This is a genomic window from Sphingobium sp. LB126 (assembly GCF_002795205.1).
GTDB lineage: Bacteria > Pseudomonadota > Alphaproteobacteria > Sphingomonadales > Sphingomonadaceae > Sphingobium > Sphingobium chungbukense.
Genome location: NZ_NETV01000001.1, coordinates 2075897 through 2093099 on the forward strand (window position 1 = coordinate 2075897; position 17203 = coordinate 2093099).

Annotated in this window: 9 protein-coding genes and 1 tRNA gene; 3 read left to right on the plus strand and 7 right to left on the minus strand. The window is 66.4% G+C overall.

All coding sequences use genetic code 11. The features are described from left to right. Positions 1 to 205: 205 nt before the first annotated feature. From CAF53_RS10125 to CAF53_RS10145, 5 genes are all read right to left on the minus strand, one after another. Positions 206 to 3271: an efflux RND transporter permease subunit gene (locus CAF53_RS10125; protein WP_100237990.1), complete on the minus strand. Its 3066-nt coding sequence runs from the start codon at positions 3269 to 3271 to the stop codon at positions 206 to 208. Positions 3272 to 3275: 4 nt separating this feature from the next. Further along, positions 3276 to 4268: a hypothetical protein gene (locus CAF53_RS10130; RefSeq protein ID WP_100237991.1), complete on the minus strand. Its 993-nt coding sequence runs from the start codon at positions 4266 to 4268 to the stop codon at positions 3276 to 3278. After that, the gene (locus CAF53_RS10135) at positions 4265 to 5605 is read right to left on the minus strand and encodes a TolC family protein (protein WP_197707389.1); all 1341 of its coding nucleotides are present in this window, start codon (positions 5603 to 5605) and stop codon (positions 4265 to 4267) included. The genes CAF53_RS10130 and CAF53_RS10135 overlap by 4 nt, the downstream gene beginning before the upstream one ends. Positions 5606 to 5710: 105 nt before the next feature. Beyond that, positions 5711 to 7087, minus strand: a complete 1377-nt coding sequence (locus tag CAF53_RS10140; protein ID WP_100237993.1) for a metallophosphoesterase — start codon at positions 7085 to 7087, stop codon at positions 5711 to 5713. Between the two features lie 13 nt (positions 7088 to 7100). Then, positions 7101 to 9359 (minus strand): TonB-dependent receptor, encoded by a 2259-nt coding sequence (locus CAF53_RS10145; protein ID WP_100237994.1) that lies wholly within the window; start codon positions 9357 to 9359, stop codon positions 7101 to 7103. Positions 9360 to 9510: 151 nt separating this feature from the next. On the opposite strand from CAF53_RS10145, the gene CAF53_RS10150 reads away from it, so the two are divergent. Further along, positions 9511 to 10206 (plus strand): response regulator transcription factor, encoded by a 696-nt coding sequence (locus CAF53_RS10150; RefSeq protein ID WP_232307414.1) that lies wholly within the window; start codon positions 9511 to 9513, stop codon positions 10204 to 10206. Next, positions 10199 to 11563, plus strand: a complete 1365-nt coding sequence (locus tag CAF53_RS10155) for an ATP-binding protein (RefSeq protein WP_100237995.1) — start codon at positions 10199 to 10201, stop codon at positions 11561 to 11563. Before CAF53_RS10150 ends, CAF53_RS10155 begins: the two co-directional genes overlap by 8 nt. A 300-nt stretch (positions 11564 to 11863) precedes the next feature. Here the strand turns inward: CAF53_RS10155 and CAF53_RS10160 are convergent. Next, positions 11864 to 11950, minus strand: a tRNA-Leu gene (locus CAF53_RS10160). Between the two features lie 190 nt (positions 11951 to 12140). Here CAF53_RS10160 and CAF53_RS10165 point away from each other — a divergent pair. Continuing rightward, positions 12141 to 12575 (plus strand): hypothetical protein, encoded by a 435-nt coding sequence (locus CAF53_RS10165; RefSeq protein WP_232307413.1) that lies wholly within the window; start codon positions 12141 to 12143, stop codon positions 12573 to 12575. Positions 12576 to 12584: 9 nt separating this feature from the next. Here the strand turns inward: CAF53_RS10165 and gltB are convergent, their stop codons facing one another. Beyond that, positions 12585 to 17123, minus strand: a complete 4539-nt coding sequence (gene gltB / locus CAF53_RS10170; protein WP_100237996.1) for a glutamate synthase large subunit — start codon at positions 17121 to 17123, stop codon at positions 12585 to 12587. Positions 17124 to 17203: the final 80 nt, after the last annotated feature.

The following is a 17203-nucleotide window of genomic DNA, read 5'->3' on the forward strand; positions in this document are numbered from 1 at the left end:
AAGGCCGTGAACCGCGGCAAGATTGGGACTGACGGGGCTGCTTTCAATGACGCAGTGCCGCAGGCTCAAAAGTAATGATTGGTGGGGCACCACAAGAGCATATGCGGCCATTTTCCGAGGTTTGACCTCCAACGACCGCATGAGAAAGAACGGCCATGTCGCTGCCCTCTAATCGAGCGGCGCTGTCGCGGGGCTTTAGAAATCATCATTGCGGCTGGCGCCACCGCAGGCAGAGCACCGGCAGCAGCAATAGGCTCATCGCCGTAGAACTGATAAGGCCGCCCAGGATCACCACCGCCATCGGTCCCTGAATCTCGCGCCCTGCCTGCCCGGCGTCGATGGCCAGCGGTGCAAGCCCCAGCGCGGTGACGAGCGCGGTCATCAGGATCGGCGTCACCCGTTCCCGCGTCGCGCGCAACATCGTGTCCAGCGACCAGTTCGCGCCTTCTGCTTCCACCAGATGATCGGCATGGGACAGCAGCAGGATCGCGTTGCGCGCGGCGATGCCGAACAGCGTCACGAAACCCACCAGCGCGCCCAGCGACACGACGCCCCCGGTCAGCAACACCGCGACCACGCCGCCTGCCAGTGCAAAGGGTGTGCTCGACAGGATCAGCGCGGTTGGCCGCCCGCCGCCAAAGGCCAGCGCCAGCAGGGCGATCATGGCAATAGCGGCGAAGCCGATATTCAGCATCAGCTGGTTCGATGCCGCCGCTTGTCCCTCGGCAGCCCCGGCATAGTCGAGATAGACGCCGGGGGGCAGGTGGACCTGCGCGGCGATGCGGGCGCGAGCGGCATGGACGAAGCCGCTGACGTCGGATCCGGTGGGATTGAGCGTCACCACCTGTCGCCGCTGACCACTTTCGTGGACGATGGTGGAGCGGCCTTCCTCCTCGCGGATCGTCGCGATGGCGCTGAGCGGGGTCGCGTTACCGTCCGACGCGCGGACGAGCATCGCGCCGATGCTTTCCGGGTCCTGCCGCAGTGCGGGCGGCAAGGCCAGGGCAATGTCCACGGTGCGGTCGGCATCGCTGGCCTGCGTGACGACGTGGCCCTGAAAGGCGATCTCGATGGCGTCATAGGCATCGGTCGCGGTGATGCCGTGTAGCGCCATGCGGTTCGGGTCGAGACGGATGCGCAATATTGGCGTTCCCGCAGGCGCCTTGACCTGCACGTCCGCCGCGCCGGGCATGGCACCCACGACCTGGGCTATGTCTCCGGCGACACGGTCCAGCGTGTCAAGATCGGCACCATAGATGCTGATCGCGACCGCCGCCGTTTCGCCCGACAGGCTTTCGCCGATACGATCGCCGAGGAAGGTCAGGACCTCGCTCTGGATTCCCGGATAGCGGGAGAGGATTTTGCGAATGCCCGCCTGTGCGGCTTCCTCGCCCGCGCCGTCGACGGGTTTCAGCTTGACATGGAACTCGCTGTGGTTGGGCAGGAAGGTATCTTCGCCCGCTTCGGCGCGGCCGATCTGCTGCGTGACAGTGGCGACTTGCGGCAGGGCAAGAAGGTCATGCGAGATGCGCCCGCCCGCCCGCCGCATCCAGTCCATCGACGCGCCGTTCGGCCCCAGCACTTGCAGCACATAATGGCGCTCGCGGAAGGCGGGGAGCAGTTCATTGCCGAGCGACAGGAACAACAGCCCGCCAATGATACCGGTCAGCGCCGTAGCCGCGGCGATCGGGCGCGGATGGGCGCAGAGGCGGCGGACCAGCCGCTCATGCGCGCCCTTGATGCGGGCGATGAAGCGCGGCTCCTTCGGATGGACGGCATGGCCCAGCAGCAGGAAGGCGAGCGCGGGCGTCACGCTGACCGCGACCAGCAGGGATGCGAGTACCGCGAGCGCGAAGGCCAGCGCCAGCGGGCGGAAGAAGGCGCCGTGCAGCCCGGTCAGCAGCAGGATCGGCGCCATGGTCAGCAGCAGCACCCAGGTTGCATAGACGACCGGCGCGCGCACCTCGACCGAGGCGGCCTCCACGACGGCGGCCCGCGACAGGCCCGGCGGGGCGAGGCGCAGGCGGCGGGCGATATTCTCTATGTCGACGATGGCGTCGTCGATCACCACGCCCAGCGCCACGGCGAGGCCGCCCAGTGTCATCGTGTTGATGGTCTGGCCGAAATGGTCGAGCACCAGCATCGCAGCCAGCAGTGACAGCGGGATTGACAGGAAGGCGATCAGCGCGACGCGCAGGCTGCGCATGAAGGCGATCAGCACGAAGCCGATCAGCAGTCCGCCGATCAGCAGGTCGTGGCGGATGCCCGCGAGCGCCGTCTGGATGAAATTGGCCGGACGGTGGAGCGCGGGATAGAGCGTCACCCCCTGCGCGGTGAGGGCGGGACGCATGTCGTCCAACGCCTTTTCCACCGCCAATGTCGTGTCCAGCGTATTGGCGCCATATTGGCTCGACAGCGCCAGCAGCACGCCGGGCTTGCCCATGATGAGCGCGTCCCCGAATTGCGGCGCGGGCGCGTCGACTACATCGGCGACATCGCCCAATCGCAGCGACCCGCCGTTGAGTGGCATCAGCACCGAATTGGCGAGGCTCTTCGCCGTCACCGCGCCATTGTCCGGCTGGACCAGGATGCGCTGGCTGGGCGTGTCGGCAAAGCCGCCGCCGCGCACCGCCGCGCTGGCCTGGATGGCGGCGCCAAGATCGTTGAGAGAGAGGTTGCGGGCGATGAGGTCGGTCGGGCGGACGCGGATCTCGATCCGCCGCTGCGCCCCGCCAAAGACGGTCGCGCGCGCTACGCCGGGCACGCTCAGCAGCCGCTGCCGCACGGTCCATTGCACCAGGTCGCGCAGGGCCATGGGACTCAAACGGGACGAGGTGAAGCCGATCTTCAGCAGGTCCATGGTGGAGGAGGTCAGCGGTGTCAGCGTTGGCGGGCCGACGCCGACGGGCAGGCGGGCGGCGGCATCGCCCAGCGCCTCGGCCACCACCTGCCGGGCGCGATAGGGATCGCTGCCCTCCTTGAACACGATGGTGATGACCGACAGGCCCTGGATGGATTCCGATCGCACCGATTCCACGCCATTGGCGCCGTTGATGACGCTTTCCAGCGGATGGGTGACGAGCGCTTCCACCTGTTCGGGCACGAAGCCGGGCGCTTCGGTCTGCACCGTGGCTTGCGGCGGCACGAAGTCGGGAAAGACGTCATAGGGCGCCCTGCGCAGCGACAGGCCGCCGACCATCAACAGCATCACCGCGGCGGTCAGCACCATCCAGGGATGGCGCACGCTTTGGCGGACGACAAGGGCGAGCATGGCGCTAGTCGTCCTCCCTCATCGGTTCGCCGCCGCGTTCCATGAAGAGCAGCACGGCCGGTCCCCCGATCGCGACGCGGTCGCCCGGCCGGACGCCGGACGGCGCGAACCAGCCACCCGCCTGCGGCCGCGCGCCGGTCAGTTCGACCCGGCGATAGCCGCCGCCCGGTTCGAGGCGATAGACCCAGAGGCTGCCCTGATAGCGCAGCAGCGCATCGCGCGGGACCAGCGTGCCGCTTTCGCCGGCGCTGCCCGCCATGCTGACGGGCAGCACGCGGCCGGTGCCCAGCTCGCGCGCCAATGGCCCCCGGACGATGGCCAGGGCACCGGCGCTTTGCAGGTGCAGATCGGCATTGGCGGCCGCGCCGATCAACCGGACATGGGCCGCGCCAGGGCCTTCGCCGACCTGCACCACTGTCCCGTCCGGCGGCGTGCCGTCGGTGAAGTCGACGCGGATCAGGCTGGTCTCGCCATCGGCCAGGCTGCGCACCGTCTGGTCCAGCGCTTGCGGCGAAGCCCGGGCAAGGGCGGGGCCATATTCCAGCTCGATCCGCCGGATGGCGGCGGTGAGCCGAGCTTGGTCCGCCAGGGCCTGGGCGCGGGCGATCTCGACGGCGTGGACCGACGCGCTTTGCTCATCACTGGCGAGCGCGTGCTGGCGCGCATAATCGGCCTGCGATGCAGCCAGCGCGGCGCGGGCGCTCACGATCTCGGCCTCTATGGCAGCCAGTGCGCTGATGTCGAGCGCGCGGGCAAAGCCACGGCGGATGGCGGGCGCGCGCGACGGCGCCAGGGTGACGAGCCGGATGCCGGCGCGCGCCGCGCCAGCCCGGTCCAGCATCACCATGCCATCCTGCGCGACGGGGGCGGAGGCCTTCGCCCCTGCCGCGTCATCCTCGTCCCGGCCGCTGAGGAGGGCAGGGAAGGCAACGAGCAGCGCGCCCGCCAGCGCGGCACCCGCGATACCGGAGGCGGCGGCCAGATAGAGCGGCTTCATGGGGTCGGCTCCAACGCGCCGGGGGTGAGATGCATTTCGGGTCCTTCCAGCGGGCGGCGCAGCGCGTCCTCCAGCGCCGCATCGGCGGCCTGGACGCGGGCCAGCGCGGCTAGTTCGGTGAGTTCCGCCTGCGGCACACCGCCTTGTGCTGCGGCCCAGTCGGCGCGGTCGATCGCGCCCCGGCGAAACTGTGCATCGGCATTGGTGGCGAGGCGGCGGGCGATGGGCAGGTCCGCCTGCCGCACCCGCGCCAGCGCCGCGCGGGCGAGGCGGGCTTCGCTGATCGCGCTCTCCAGCCCGGCATTGGCGGCGGCGACCACCGCCTCCAGCTTGCGCGCCGCCTCGCTGCGCCGGGCCTCGGCGGCGGCGATGGCGTGGCGGTTCATGTCGAGCGGAGGCAGCGCCAGCCCGACCGAAAAGGGCAGCTTGGTAAGACCGCGCTCCCAGCTATAGCCGGGCGATATGCTGATCGCGGGATATTGCCGCGCGACCTCGCCGCGCAGGTCGTTTTCGGCCTGATCATAGGCGGCGAGGGCCTTCAGCACGTCGGCCCGCGCGACCGTGGCGCCGGTGGGGTCGCCCAGGCCGGCGGTCGGATCGGGCGGGGGGCTGTCGAAGCCGGGCCAGTCGAAGGCGATGGGTGCCAGCGCCCCGGCGGGCAGGCCGATGGCGGCGGCCAACGCCTGCCGCGCCGCCGCCGCGCGGCCATGGGCGTCCTCGACCGATGCTGCCGCGCCGGCAGCATCGGCGCGCACCCGCTCCAGATCGGCGCGGGCAACGGCGCCGGCCCTCAGCCGCTTTTCCATCGCCGCCTGTTGCTGGTCGCGGAGCGCGAGGAGCCGTTCTCCCGTCGCTGCCTCGCGGACGGCGACCAGCATGTCGATCAGCGCGCGGCGTGCCTGCATCCGCGCCGCCCAGAGTGTGTCGGCATAGTCATGGCGTGCGATGGTGACGGCGATCTCCCCGCTGCCGATCCGGGCTGCTCGCTGCCCGCCCAGGTCCAGCGGCACGTCGATGGCGCCGCCCAGCAGCCAGGGCGAGCTGGTGGAAGGGTCGCGCGCATATTCGGTGCTGAGCGTCAGGGCCGCGCCGGGGGCCTGACGCGCCGCCCGCGCCTGCGCCCTTGCCGAGATCCAGGTCGCGCGGGCGGCAGCGATGTCGGGATTGTGCACCAGCAGCGCCGCCAGCACCGATAGCCGGGACCAGCGCGCCGCATCATAAGGAGCATCCGGCGCGATCCGGGCCTGCTCGGCGCGGACGGCTTCCGCATCGGTGGGCCGCCGCGCGCGCGCGGCGGCCATTGCCGCTACGTCCATCGGTTGGGGACGATAGGGCACGCAGCCCCCGACAAGAGCTGGCAACAGGAGGAAAAAGGGCCTGCGGATCATGCGAAGGGCTTTAGGCTCGCGGCAGGGAAGCGCCTAATTGCAATATAGTAAGGTTCAGCGCGGGCAGGCGGATCGCCGCCCGACGATGGTACAGCGGCGGATGACCCCGCCCTCCAGCGCGTGCAGCTCCACTCGCCAGCGCCGCCTGCCCGTCCGCTCCAGCGTCATGAAGCCGAAGCCGCCCGTCCAGCTGTCGAAGCGTAGCAGTTTCGCGCCGGGCGCGGGTTCCTGGCCCAGCGCCCGGCCGGCGGGGATCGGCGTCACATCCTCCTGCGTGCCGGCCATGCCGGAAATCCATTGGCCGGGATGGCCGGGGCCGTAATCATCCTGCTGCCATGCATGGACATGGCCCGCGAGCAGCGCGTCGATGCCGGGCAGGCGCAGCGTGGGATCGTCGATGCCGAAGGTCGACCGTACCGCCTCATAGCCCGGCTTGATCCGCAGCGTTCCCTTCTTGTCCGACGCGTTGAGGCCCAGCAGCGGATAATGATCGGCGGCGAAAGTGAAGCTGTGCCCCTTCGCCATGGCCGCGATCGCCCGCTGGATAGAGCGGATCTGTGTGTAACGCGGATCGCCGGGCGGGATTTCATCCTCACCCATGATGGCAAGGTCCATGGCGATGATCTGCGCCCCGCCGCCCAGCGGCACGGCGAAGGGCGGGCTGTCGTCGCCGCGCGCATCGCTGGCGGCGTCATTGCAATCGCGCCCGGCCTCCAGCGGCTGCGCGGCGAGCAGGCGCCACCAGCCCTGACCAGCGCGCAGGCAGCTTTCATGATTGCCGCGTATCATCAGCCAGGGCGCGGCCTCGAGCAGGGGCGCTGCCGGGGTGAAGAAGTCCGCGTCCCATGCATCCCAGCCATAACCCCAGGGCGTGTCGGTGCAGCCCGCATGGCCGGCGCAGGGATTTTCGCGATAGAGATAGTCGCCGACATGCACCACCAGGTCCGGCTTCCACGCCGCCGCCTGCGCCGCGATGCGGGCGAAGGGCCAGGCGCGGGGATCGTTGCATGCCTGATAAGCATTGTCCGATGCCTTGATCCGGCAGCCGGTGTCCCCGATCACCACGATCCGCCGCGCGGTCCTGCGGGGCACCGGCAGTGCGCGGGTGCCGATCCGCACCGCCCGTGCCGTCGCGGGTACGGCTGCTTCGCAGACCCGCACAGGAAAGCGGGAGGGCTTGCTGTTTTCCGCCATCGACCTGGTGGGGCGCAGCGGCAGGTCGGCTGGCTCGGCGCGCACCGCCATCGCCATCTGCCGTCCGTCCAGCGTCAGTACGGGGCAGGCGTCCCCTGCCGCCATCACCGCCCGCGCCACCGGCCCGCCGCCGGTCATCAGCATATAGGTGGAGAGCGGCGCTGGAACTTCCGCCGCCGCCCCGCTCGCCCAGAGGAGGGCGGTTGCCGCCAGTCCCTTCGTCAAGCCGCCGCCCATCCGCCCGCTCCGGTCAGAAGGTGAGGGTGATGTCGCCCGTCACCGAACGGCCGGTCTGGAAGAAGAGCTGGTCGAACTGCGCCGTCTTGCCCGCATTGATGTTGGTAAGGCTGGTCGAGTTGAAGAGGTTGTTCACCTGCACTCCGATGCGCGCCGGCCCGACCTCATAGCTGGCCGACAGGATCGCGCTGTTGTAGCCGGCAATCCGATAGCTGGGATTGGCGGCACCGGTGGCCGATTGCGGGCCGGTATATTTGTCGATCAGCGAGAAGCGGATCGGCCCGTTCTTGAACAGCACGCCACCCGCCGCCGTCCAGGTCGGCGCATTGGCGACCTGAAGGTCCGCGGTGCCCGGATTGTCGGTCTTGGCATAGTTGCGCGACGCATTGGCAAAGACTGCCAGGCCATTGTCGAAGGCATAGGTGACCTGCCCTTCGACTCCCTTGTAGATCACCCGGCCGAGATTGATGAAGACCGTGCCTTCGCTGGCGGGCGCGGTCGGATCGGTCGAGATCTTGTTGCGGAAATCGATATAATAGACGTCCGCGTCCAGGCTGAGATGCGAACCATGATAGACGAAGCCGGTCTGATAATTGGTCGATTTCTGCGGCGCGGCGGACGAGAATTGCGGATAGACCACGTAGAGGGTGCTGAGCGAGGGCGCCAGGAACCCCTTGGCGAACTGGCCATAGATGGACAGCCGGTCGTTCACGGCATAGTTGGCGGTCAGGAAGGGCAGATCGGCCTGATAATTTTTGGAGATATGCTGCGCGAAACGGGTCGTCTGGTTATAGGCCGCGTCGATCCGCCGCTCGAAATCGACATGCTTGAAACCCGGTGTGATGGTGAGGCCCGGCAGCGGGCGAAGCTCCAGTTCGGTGAACAGTTCATAATGGTTGGTGCGACTGTTCTGGTCGAACTTGACATTGGCAGGTGGCTGCACCGTGCCAGCCGGATATTTGGTGAGGTCCAGTGCCTTTTCGACATAGTTGGGCGCCATGGTGACGAGGTTCACGTCGCGCTGCTGGCGATAGGTATTGGCCCATTCGATCCAGAGGCCGCCGGTCAGCGTGGCGAAGTCGGTCAGTTGCACCTTCGCCTTGGCGATGTCGCCCCAGACGCGATATTTGTTGGTCTTGGTATAGCCCGGTACGCCGACCGTCAGCGTCTTGGGATGGGCGGGGTCGAGCGCGACCATGTTGGCCGTCGCGATCTGCGTCGGGGTTGCCGTCGCGAACAATGTCACATCGTTGCCGCTCAGCGTCTCATTGTCGTAGCTGTAGGTGTAGGCGCGATTTTCGAAGGTCGAGCCGGGCGCGATATTCGCCTCCAGCTTGACGATCTCGAAATCGGTCGTCTTGTGGGTGTGGTTATAGCCAGAATAGGTCTGGCTGGCGGGGTCGTTGTTCAGGCTGAAATTCTTGCCGTAGAGCGCGATCTGGCTACGCGTCGCGCCGTCTTTGTCAGGCTGGTTGAAGCGATTCTCGTTATAGGTGCCGAGCAGCGTCAGCGTCACGTCAGGGCTGATCGGGATCATCACCTTGCCGAAGATGTTGTTCGACTTGAACGGGCTGAAGCTGCGGGCGCCGTCCGATTCGATATGCTGGGCCGACAGCATGACCTCCGTTCCGCCCAGCCGGTCGATGGCGCCGCTCTGCAGCACGGCGCGGGTCAGCCATGTGTTCCAACTGCCATAGCTGCCCTTGATCTCCGCGCTCGCATCCTCGCGCGTGGCGCGGGAGAAGAGATTGATGCTGCCGCCAAAGGTCGCGATGCCCAGGTTCGACGCATTGCCGGGACCGCGATCCACCACCAGCGTCTCGATCGTGTTGGACGGGAAGAAGGTGTTGCTGTGGTGCGAGGGATCGTTGGTGTCGCCGAACGGGACGCCGTCATAGGTGATATTATATTCGCCGTCTTGGAAACCGCGCAGTTGCGCCTTGGATTCCGACAGGCCCGGTCCGTTGGTGTTGCCGAAATTGGAGACGCTGGGCGAAATCAACGCGATCTGGTTGAAGTCGGCGGTCGCGGGCAGCGAATCCTCGATGAAGGAGCGAGAGATGATCGCCTGTGGCTGCGTCGCCTGGAGCGAGGCGGTGACGGGCGCGATTTCGTTCGCTTTGGTTGCGGTGACGAGGATATTGGACCCTTCGCCGATCGCCTGCTCTGCGCTGGCGTCGGCGACGGGCGCTTCGGCGGCCATGGCGGCGGTGAACGGCGCGGTGGCGATAGTGCCGAGCAGCAGCGCCCGGAGCAATGTCGGCTTGGTCATGAAACTCGTCCCCTTCTGACGGCCATATCGGCGTTTCCGGGCGAGCTATGGGCCGGTCATGACGGATCTGTTACGGTATGATAACAGTTTAAAGTGTGGGAAAATGTAAGGTTCCCTGCGGCACGCCGCCGCGCTAATGCAGGCGCAGCGAATGGATGGAGCCCCGGCGTTGCGGATATTGGTGGTGGAGGACGATCCTGAACTTGCCGCGTTCATCGCGGCGGGGCTGGACCGGGCGGGCCATGCGGTCGTGCTGGCGGGCAGCGGGGAGGAGGCGGACGGGCTTGCCGATGCGCGCGATTTCGATGCCGTGATCCTGGACCGGATGCTGCCAGGCATGACGGGGCTCGACCTGCTGCGCCAGTGGCGCGGGCAGGGCAGGCGCACGCCGGTGCTGTTGCTGACGGCCCTGGATGGCATAGACGACCGGGTAGAGGGGCTGGATGCGGGCGCCGACGACCATGTCGGCAAGCCCTTTGCGATAAACGAGCTGCTGGCCCGGCTCCATGCCATCGTCCGCCGCACCCAGGCACCCGAAGCGGCGGCCCGGATCGAGCAGGGGGGACTGGTTCTGGACCTGTTGCGGCGGCAGCTTCGTTACAAGGGCCGTCTGGTGGCGCTCCAGCCGCGCGAGATGCGACTGTTGGAGGAACTGATGCGCCAGTCCGGGGAGGCGGTGACACGGGCGATGCTGCTGGAACGGGTCTGGGGCTTCACCTTCGATCCGCAGACCAGCATCGTCGAAACCCATATGAGCCGCCTGCGCACCAAATTGGCCGACAGCGGCGTGCCGGTCGCGATCGAGGCGGTGCGCAATGTCGGCTATCGGCTCGTCCTGCATGAATAGCCTGCGGCCCCGCTTCCTGGGCAGCGCCGCCTATCGTATCGCCCTTGTCTATGCGCTGGGCTTTGCCGTCGCGATCCTGTTGCTGGGCATCGCGGTCACGCTGGTCGCCCACGCCGCCTTCATGCACCAGTTGGAGGCGCAGATTATCGAGGACAGCGGTGCGCTCGTCGCCGAATATCAGCAGGAGGGGCATGAAGGCCTGAATTTCGCCATTGGCGAGCGGGAGGCGGGCAATACCACCAATGAGCTGCTCTATGCCGTGTACGCGCGCGACGGCCGGCACATCGCGGGCGGGCTGCACGCCAACCGGCCGCCGCGCGGGTGGAGCGACCTCGACTTCCAGGACCGGCTGGAGGGACCGGACGTCGCTCGCGCCTGGGCGGTCGACCTCAGCGATGGGACGCGGCTGGTGGTCGGCGCGGACTGGTCCGTGGTCGAGCGGGTGGACCATATGCTGGGCGGCATTTTTCTCGCCGCCTTCGCCGTGGTGCTGCTGATCAGCATGACAGGCGCAGTGCTGCTGGGTGCCTATCTGCGCCACCGCCTCTCCGCCATCAGCAGCGCGGCCGACAGCATCATGGCAGGCGACATCAAACGTCGAGTGCCCGAAAGCCGAAGGCGGGACGAGTTCGACGCGCTTGCCCGTTCGCTCAACCAGATGCTGGATCGCATCACCGCTCTGCTGGAAAATCTACGCCAGTTGTCGGGTGACATCGCCCACGATCTGCGCACGCCACTGGCGCGGTTGCGTAACCATCTGGAAGAGAGCCTGGAGGAAAGCGGCGACCCTGCGCGCCAGCGGGACCGGCTTTCCTCCGCGCTGGAGCAGACGGACAAGGTGCTGTCCCTGTTCGCCGCGATCCTGCGAATCAGTGAGATTGAGGGCGGTCGGCGCAGGGCCAGTTTCCGAAGCGTGGACCTGACTGCATTGGCGCAAGAAATTTGCGAAACCTATGCACCCGCGGTCGAGGAGGGCGGGCGCGTCTTGCGCAGCGATATCGCGCATGGGGTGCATGTACAGGGCGACTCCGAACTGCTGGCGCAGGCGATCATCAACCTTCTCGACAACGCGCAGGCCCATACCCCTGCGGGGACCCGCATCCAATTCGTGCTCGAGCGGGAGAGCGGGTCCGCGTGCATCCTCGTGCGCGATGATGGTCCGGGGGTGCCGGCGCAAGCGCTAGACAGCATTTTTCGCCGGTTCGTCCGCCTTGATCCCGGGAGAAGCACGCCGGGGCACGGGCTTGGCCTCAATATGGTCGCGGCAATCATTACCATGCATGACGGCAGGTTGACGGTCGGTGACAACGTGCCGGGCCTCAAAATCGGCTTCACCCTTCCATCCGCTACAATTTGATCGATTGCTGAAATGCAATTCTGTGCGGACGCCATCCTCGCAGCGAAGCTGCCGATCGAATGGGCTGAGCAGGAGCGGCTGTTCGGCTTCGCTGGCTGATCGCCCAACCATCACGCAAACCACAGTGAAGCCGGGTGATTCTCGACAGAGAATCCGGCCGTTCTCGTGCCGCCAACCGAGCGCGGCGCCGCGTCTCTGGCTTCAGGCCGGAAAGGACGCGCCGCGAAATGCCGCGCAACCGCGCCATATTCACGCGGGATGCCCCCGAGGGGGTGAATTTAGTTTGCTTTGAGAACTGTTTGGTGCGGTCGAGAAGACTCGAACTTCCACGGCCTTTCGGCCACAACGACCTCAACGTTGCGCGTCTACCAATTCCGCCACGACCGCACATTTTCCGGGAACCGGCGGGGCCGGTGCCTTGGTAGGAGGCGGCCCTTAGCAAAGGCTTTTGGGTCATGCAACAACCTATCTTCATCTGCGTTGTTTTGGTCAGAGAAAGTCGGGGAGCGACGAAAGGATAAGGAAGGTTGGCCACATGTCCGCGCGCTTCTGGTTATTTTCATTGGCTTGTGCAGGAATGGCTTTGACGGGAGGCTATGGGCTGGGGCTCTATGCCACGACACCGCCAAGGTTGGGAACGGAAACGCCATTGCCTGACGCGGTCGCGCCTGACGGTTCGGACCATGATCCGACATCTGCCGATCTGAACGGACCCGCTATCATCCATTGCAGCGGTTGTGGCCCGACGCTGGCGGACCGCCAGATGGCGGCGGACATGGCGGGCTGGAGCGGGATGAGCGATCCGTTGGTGCGCGACTATGCGGCGCGGGATGAGCCGAACCAGACCGATTATGCCGATCCTCCCCCTCCGGTACGGACACTGCCCGCCTCCATCGAACGATTGGCCGCGGGCGAGAGCGATGGCGATTGGCCGCCGGTCCAGATCGCGCAGGCCCGCAATAGCAAAACGCCCGCCGAGGAAATCCCGGCGGACGCTGCTTTCTCTTACTGATCCGGCCGTTTATTCGGCCGCTACGACCTGGGGTTCTGCATCGCTGAGCGGATAGGCGAGCCGGCTGACCATCTCCTTCGGGCAGACCTGCCAGAAATAACGGCGCCAGCGGTCCCAGTCGTCCAGAATGGTGTTCGACCATTTGCTGTCGGTCGCCACCGCATGCTGGGCGATCAGCGCTTTCAACTCCGCTTCCCAATGGGTGCTTTCCAGCCGCTGCCAGACGATGCTTTCCGGGTTGGCGCGCGTCGGGAAGCTGCCATCCTCGTCCAGGATGAAGGCCATGCCGCCGGTCATGCCCGCGCCGAAATTGGCGCCGGTCCTGCCCAGGATGACCGCCGTGCCGCCGGTCATATATTCGCAGCCGTTTGCGCCGCAGCCCTCGACCACCACCTCTGCGCCTGAGTTGCGGACGGCGAAGCGTTCCCCGGCCTGGCCCGCCGCGAACAGCTTGCCGCTGGTCGCGCCGTAGAGGACGGTGTTGCCGATGATGGTGTTGTCCTTGCTCGACAGGGGCGAGGAGACGGTCGTGCGCACCGTGATGATGCCGCCCGACAGGCCCTTGCCGACATAGTCGTTGGCGTCGCCGAAGACTTCCAGCTTGATCCCCTTGCACAGGAAGGCGCCCAGGGACTGGCCCGCCGACCCGCGCAGGCGCACCGTCAGATGACCGTCCGCCAGCGTCGACATGCCGAACCGTTCGGTCACGGCAGCGGACAGGCGGGTCCCCACGGCGCGATGCGTGTTGCGCACCGTATAGGTGAGCTGCATCTTCTCGCCGCGTTCAAACACCGCGCGGGCATCCTTCATCATCTGCGCGTCAAGGCTGTCCGGCACCGGATTGCGCCATTCGGTCAGCGAGAAACGGCGCTGATCGTCGGGTGCATCCACCTTGGCGAGGATCGGGTTGAGGTCGAGATCGTCCAGATGCTCGGCGCCGCGGTTGACCTGCTTCAGCAATTCCGTGCGGCCGATCACTTCGTCGAGGCTGCGATAGCCCAGACGGGCGAGGATTTCGCGAACCTCTTCCGCGATGAAGGTCATGAGGTTGATGACCTTCTCCGGCGTGCCGGTGAACTTTTCGCGCAGCTTCTCATCCTGCACGCACACGCCGACGGGACAAGTGTTGCTGTGGCACTGGCGCACCATGATGCAGCCCATCGCCACCAGCGACAGCGTGCCGATGCCGAACTCTTCGGCGCCCAGGATCGCCGCGATCACGATGTCGCGGCCGGTCTTGAGCCCGCCGTCGGTGCGCAGTTTCACGCGATGACGCAGGCCGTTGAGCGTCAGCACCTGATTGGCTTCCGACAGGCCCATTTCCCACGGCGTGCCCGCATATTTCACCGACGTCTGCGGCGAAGCGCCGGTGCCGCCGACATGGCCCGCGACGAGGATGACGTCTGCGTGGGCTTTTGCCACGCCCGCCGCCACGGTGCCGATGCCCGCCTGGCTGACCAGCTTCACGCACACCCGAGCGCGGGGGTTGATCATCTTGCAGTCGTAGATGAGCTGCGCGAGATCCTCGATCGAGTAGATGTCATGGTGCGGCGGCGGCGAGATCAAAGTCACGCCGGGCGTCGCGTGACGCAGCTTGGCGATGAACTCGGTCACCTTGAAACCGGGGAGCTGACCGCCTTCGCCGGGCTTGGCGCCCTGCGCGACCTTGATCTCGATTTCTTCGGCGCTGCCCAGATATTCGGCATGGACGCCGAAGCGGCCCGACGCGATCTGCTTGATCACCGAGTTCGCATTGTCGCCATTCTCATAGGGCTTGAAGCGGTTCGCATCCTCGCCGCCTTCGCCCGACACGGCCTTGGCGCCGATACGGTTCATGGCGATGGCCAGCGTCTCATGCGCCTCCGGAGAGAGCGCACCCAGCGACATGCCCGGCGTCACGAAGCGCTTGCGGATTTCGGTGGTTGCCTCGACCTCATCGATCGGCACCGCCTCGCGGGCGAAGTTGAACTCCAGTAGGTCGCGCAGATAGACCGGCGGCAAGTCGCGCACGCCGCGCGAGAATTGCAGATAGGTCGAATAGCTGTCGGTCGCGACCGAGGTCTGCAACAGGTGCATGAGCTGCGCCGAATAGGCATGCGTCTCGCCGCCGTTGCGCTGGCGGTAGAAGCCGCCGACCGGCAGGCGCACGATGGCGCTGTCATGGGCGGCGTCATGGCGCATCTTTGCGCTGAAATGGAGCGACTGATAGCCCTCGCCCGAAATCTTCGCCGGCATGCCGGGGAAGAGATCGTTGACCAGCGCGCGGGACAGCCCCACGGCTTCGAAATTATAGCCGCCGCGATAGCTGCTGATGACCGCGATGCCCATTTTGGACATGATCTTCAGCAGGCCTTCGTTGATCGCGATGCGGAAACGCTCGAAACAAGCCTCCAGCGTCAGGTCACCGAACAGGCCACGCGCATGGCGGTCCGCGATGCTGGCTTCGGCCAGATAGGCGTTCACCGTGGTCGCGCCGACGCCGATCAGCACCGCGAAATAATGGGTGTCGAGCGCTTCGGCGCAGCGCACGTTGATCGATGCGTAGCTGCGCAGCCCCTTGCGGACGAGATGGGTATGCACCGCCGCCGCCGCCAGCACGCCGGCAATGGCGACGCGCCCCGCATTGACATGCTCGTCGGTCAGGAAGATTTCGGTGCGGCCCTCGCGGACGGCCTGTTCCGCTTCTTCGCGGATGCGGGCAATGGCGGCGCGGAGCTGCTCCTGTCCGCCCTCGGCCGGGAAGGTGCAGTCGATTTCCGCAACAGCAGGACCAAAGTGCCCCTTCAGCTTCGCCCATTCGGATGAGGTCAGAACCGGCGAATCCAGCACCAGCACATGGCTGTTCTGCGCGTCCTCCTCCAATATGTTGTGGAGGTTGGAGAAGCGCGTCTTCAGGCTCATCACATACCGCTCGCGCAGCGGATCGATCGGGGGGTTGGTGACCTGGCTGAAATTCTGGCGGAAGAAATGGCTGATCGTGCGCGGCTTGTCGGAAATGACGGCCAGCGGCGTGTCGTCACCCATCGAGCCGACGGCTTCCTTCGCATCCTCGACCATCGGGGCGAGGATCAGTTCCATATCCTCCAGCGTCATGTTGGCGGCGACCTGGCGGCGCGTCAGTTCCGCCTTGTCCCAACTGGGCAGGGCGGACGGCGCGTCGGCCAGATCATTGACCGTCATGAAGTCCTTGATCAGTTCCGAATAAGGGCGCTCGCCCGCAATCTGGTCCTTGATCTCGCGGTCGTCGAAGATCACGCCTTCCTGAAGGTCGACGGCGATCATCTGGCCGGGACCCATGCGGCCCTTCTTGACGATGGTGGTTTCGGGAACCACGACCATGCCGGTTTCCGAACCGACGATCAGCAGATTGTCGCCGGTCAACGTGTAGCGCAGGGGGCGCAGCGCATTGCGATCGACGCCTGCCACGACCCAGCGGCCGTCGGTCATGGCCAGCGCGGCCGGGCCGTCCCACGGCTCCATCACGGAGGCGAGATATTCATACATGTCCGAATGCGTCTGCGGCAGTTCGGCGTCGGCCGACTGATAGGCTTCGGGGACGAGCATCAGCTTGGCGGTCGGTGCGTCGCGGCCCGAGCGGCAGATTGCCTCGAACACGGCGTCGAGCGCGGCGGTGTCGGACGCGCCCGCCGGAATCACCGGCTTGATGTCCTCCGACTGCTCGCCAAAGGCGAGCGAGGCCATCTTGATCTCATGGCTCTTCATCCAGTTCTTGTTGCCGCGAATGGTGTTGATCTCACCATTATGCGCGAGCGTGCGGAACGGCTGGGCCAGCCACCATTGCGGGAAGGTGTTGGTCGAATAGCGCTGGTGGAAGATCGCCACCCGGCTCTCGAACCGGTCGTCCTGGAGGTCCGGGTAGAAGACCGACAGCGATTCCGCGAGAAAGAGCCCCTTGTAGATGATCGAGCGGCAGCTGAGCGAACAGACGTAGAAATCCTGGATTTGCGCGGCGATCACCTTCTTCTCGATCCGGCGGCGGATCAAGTAGAGGTCCTTTTCGAACTCGGCCTGGTCGCGTTCCTCCGGCATCGGGCCAGCGATCATGATCTGCTCGATCTCGGGGCGGGTGCGCTGCGCCTTTTCGCCGATGACGGAGACATCGACGGGCACCTGGCGCCAGCCATAGATGGTGTAGCCCGCATCGATGATCTCGGCCTCGACGATGGTGCGGCAGGTTTCCTGCGCGCTCAAATCGGTACGGGGCAGGAAGATCATGCCGACGGCGAGGCGGTTGGGCAGCGGCTTGTGGCCCGAATCCGCGATGGCGTCATCGAAGAAGCGCACCGGCAGGTCGACATGGATGCCAGCGCCGTCGCCGGTCTTGCCGTCGGCGTCCACTGCGCCACGGTGCCAGACGGCCTTCAGCGCGTCGATGGCGCTGGCCACCACGCGGCGGCTGGGGCGGCCATCGGTCGCGGCCACCAGGCCGACGCCGCAGGCATCGCCTTCCATCTCCGGGTGATACATGCCCTCGGCCGCGATCCGTGCGCGCTCTTCGGGGCTGGCCATGAAATTGGTGTCGGTCATGATGACTTACCCTTGCATGTGGCCGGTCCTGTTTTTGGGCACGGCCGCTGTCATTCCGTTGGTTGCCGGCATGGCCGGCG

Coding starts and splice junctions, on each gene's coding strand:
- CAF53_RS10165 (WP_232307413.1), top strand. CDS start 12,141: ATGGCTTTGACGGGAGGCTATGGGCTGGGGCTCTATGCCACGACACCG.
- gltB (WP_100237996.1), bottom strand. CDS start 17,123: ATGACCGACACCAATTTCATGGCCAGCCCCGAAGAGCGCGCACGGATC.
- CAF53_RS10125 (WP_100237990.1), bottom strand. CDS start 3,271: ATGCTCGCCCTTGTCGTCCGCCAAAGCGTGCGCCATCCCTGGATGGTG.
- CAF53_RS10150 (WP_232307414.1), top strand. CDS start 9,511: ATGGATGGAGCCCCGGCGTTGCGGATATTGGTGGTGGAGGACGATCCT.
- CAF53_RS10130 (WP_100237991.1), bottom strand. CDS start 4,268: ATGAAGCCGCTCTATCTGGCCGCCGCCTCCGGTATCGCGGGTGCCGCG.
- CAF53_RS10140 (WP_100237993.1), bottom strand. CDS start 7,087: ATGGGCGGCGGCTTGACGAAGGGACTGGCGGCAACCGCCCTCCTCTGG.
- CAF53_RS10145 (WP_100237994.1), bottom strand. CDS start 9,359: ATGACCAAGCCGACATTGCTCCGGGCGCTGCTGCTCGGCACTATCGCC.
- CAF53_RS10155 (WP_100237995.1), top strand. CDS start 10,199: ATGAATAGCCTGCGGCCCCGCTTCCTGGGCAGCGCCGCCTATCGTATC.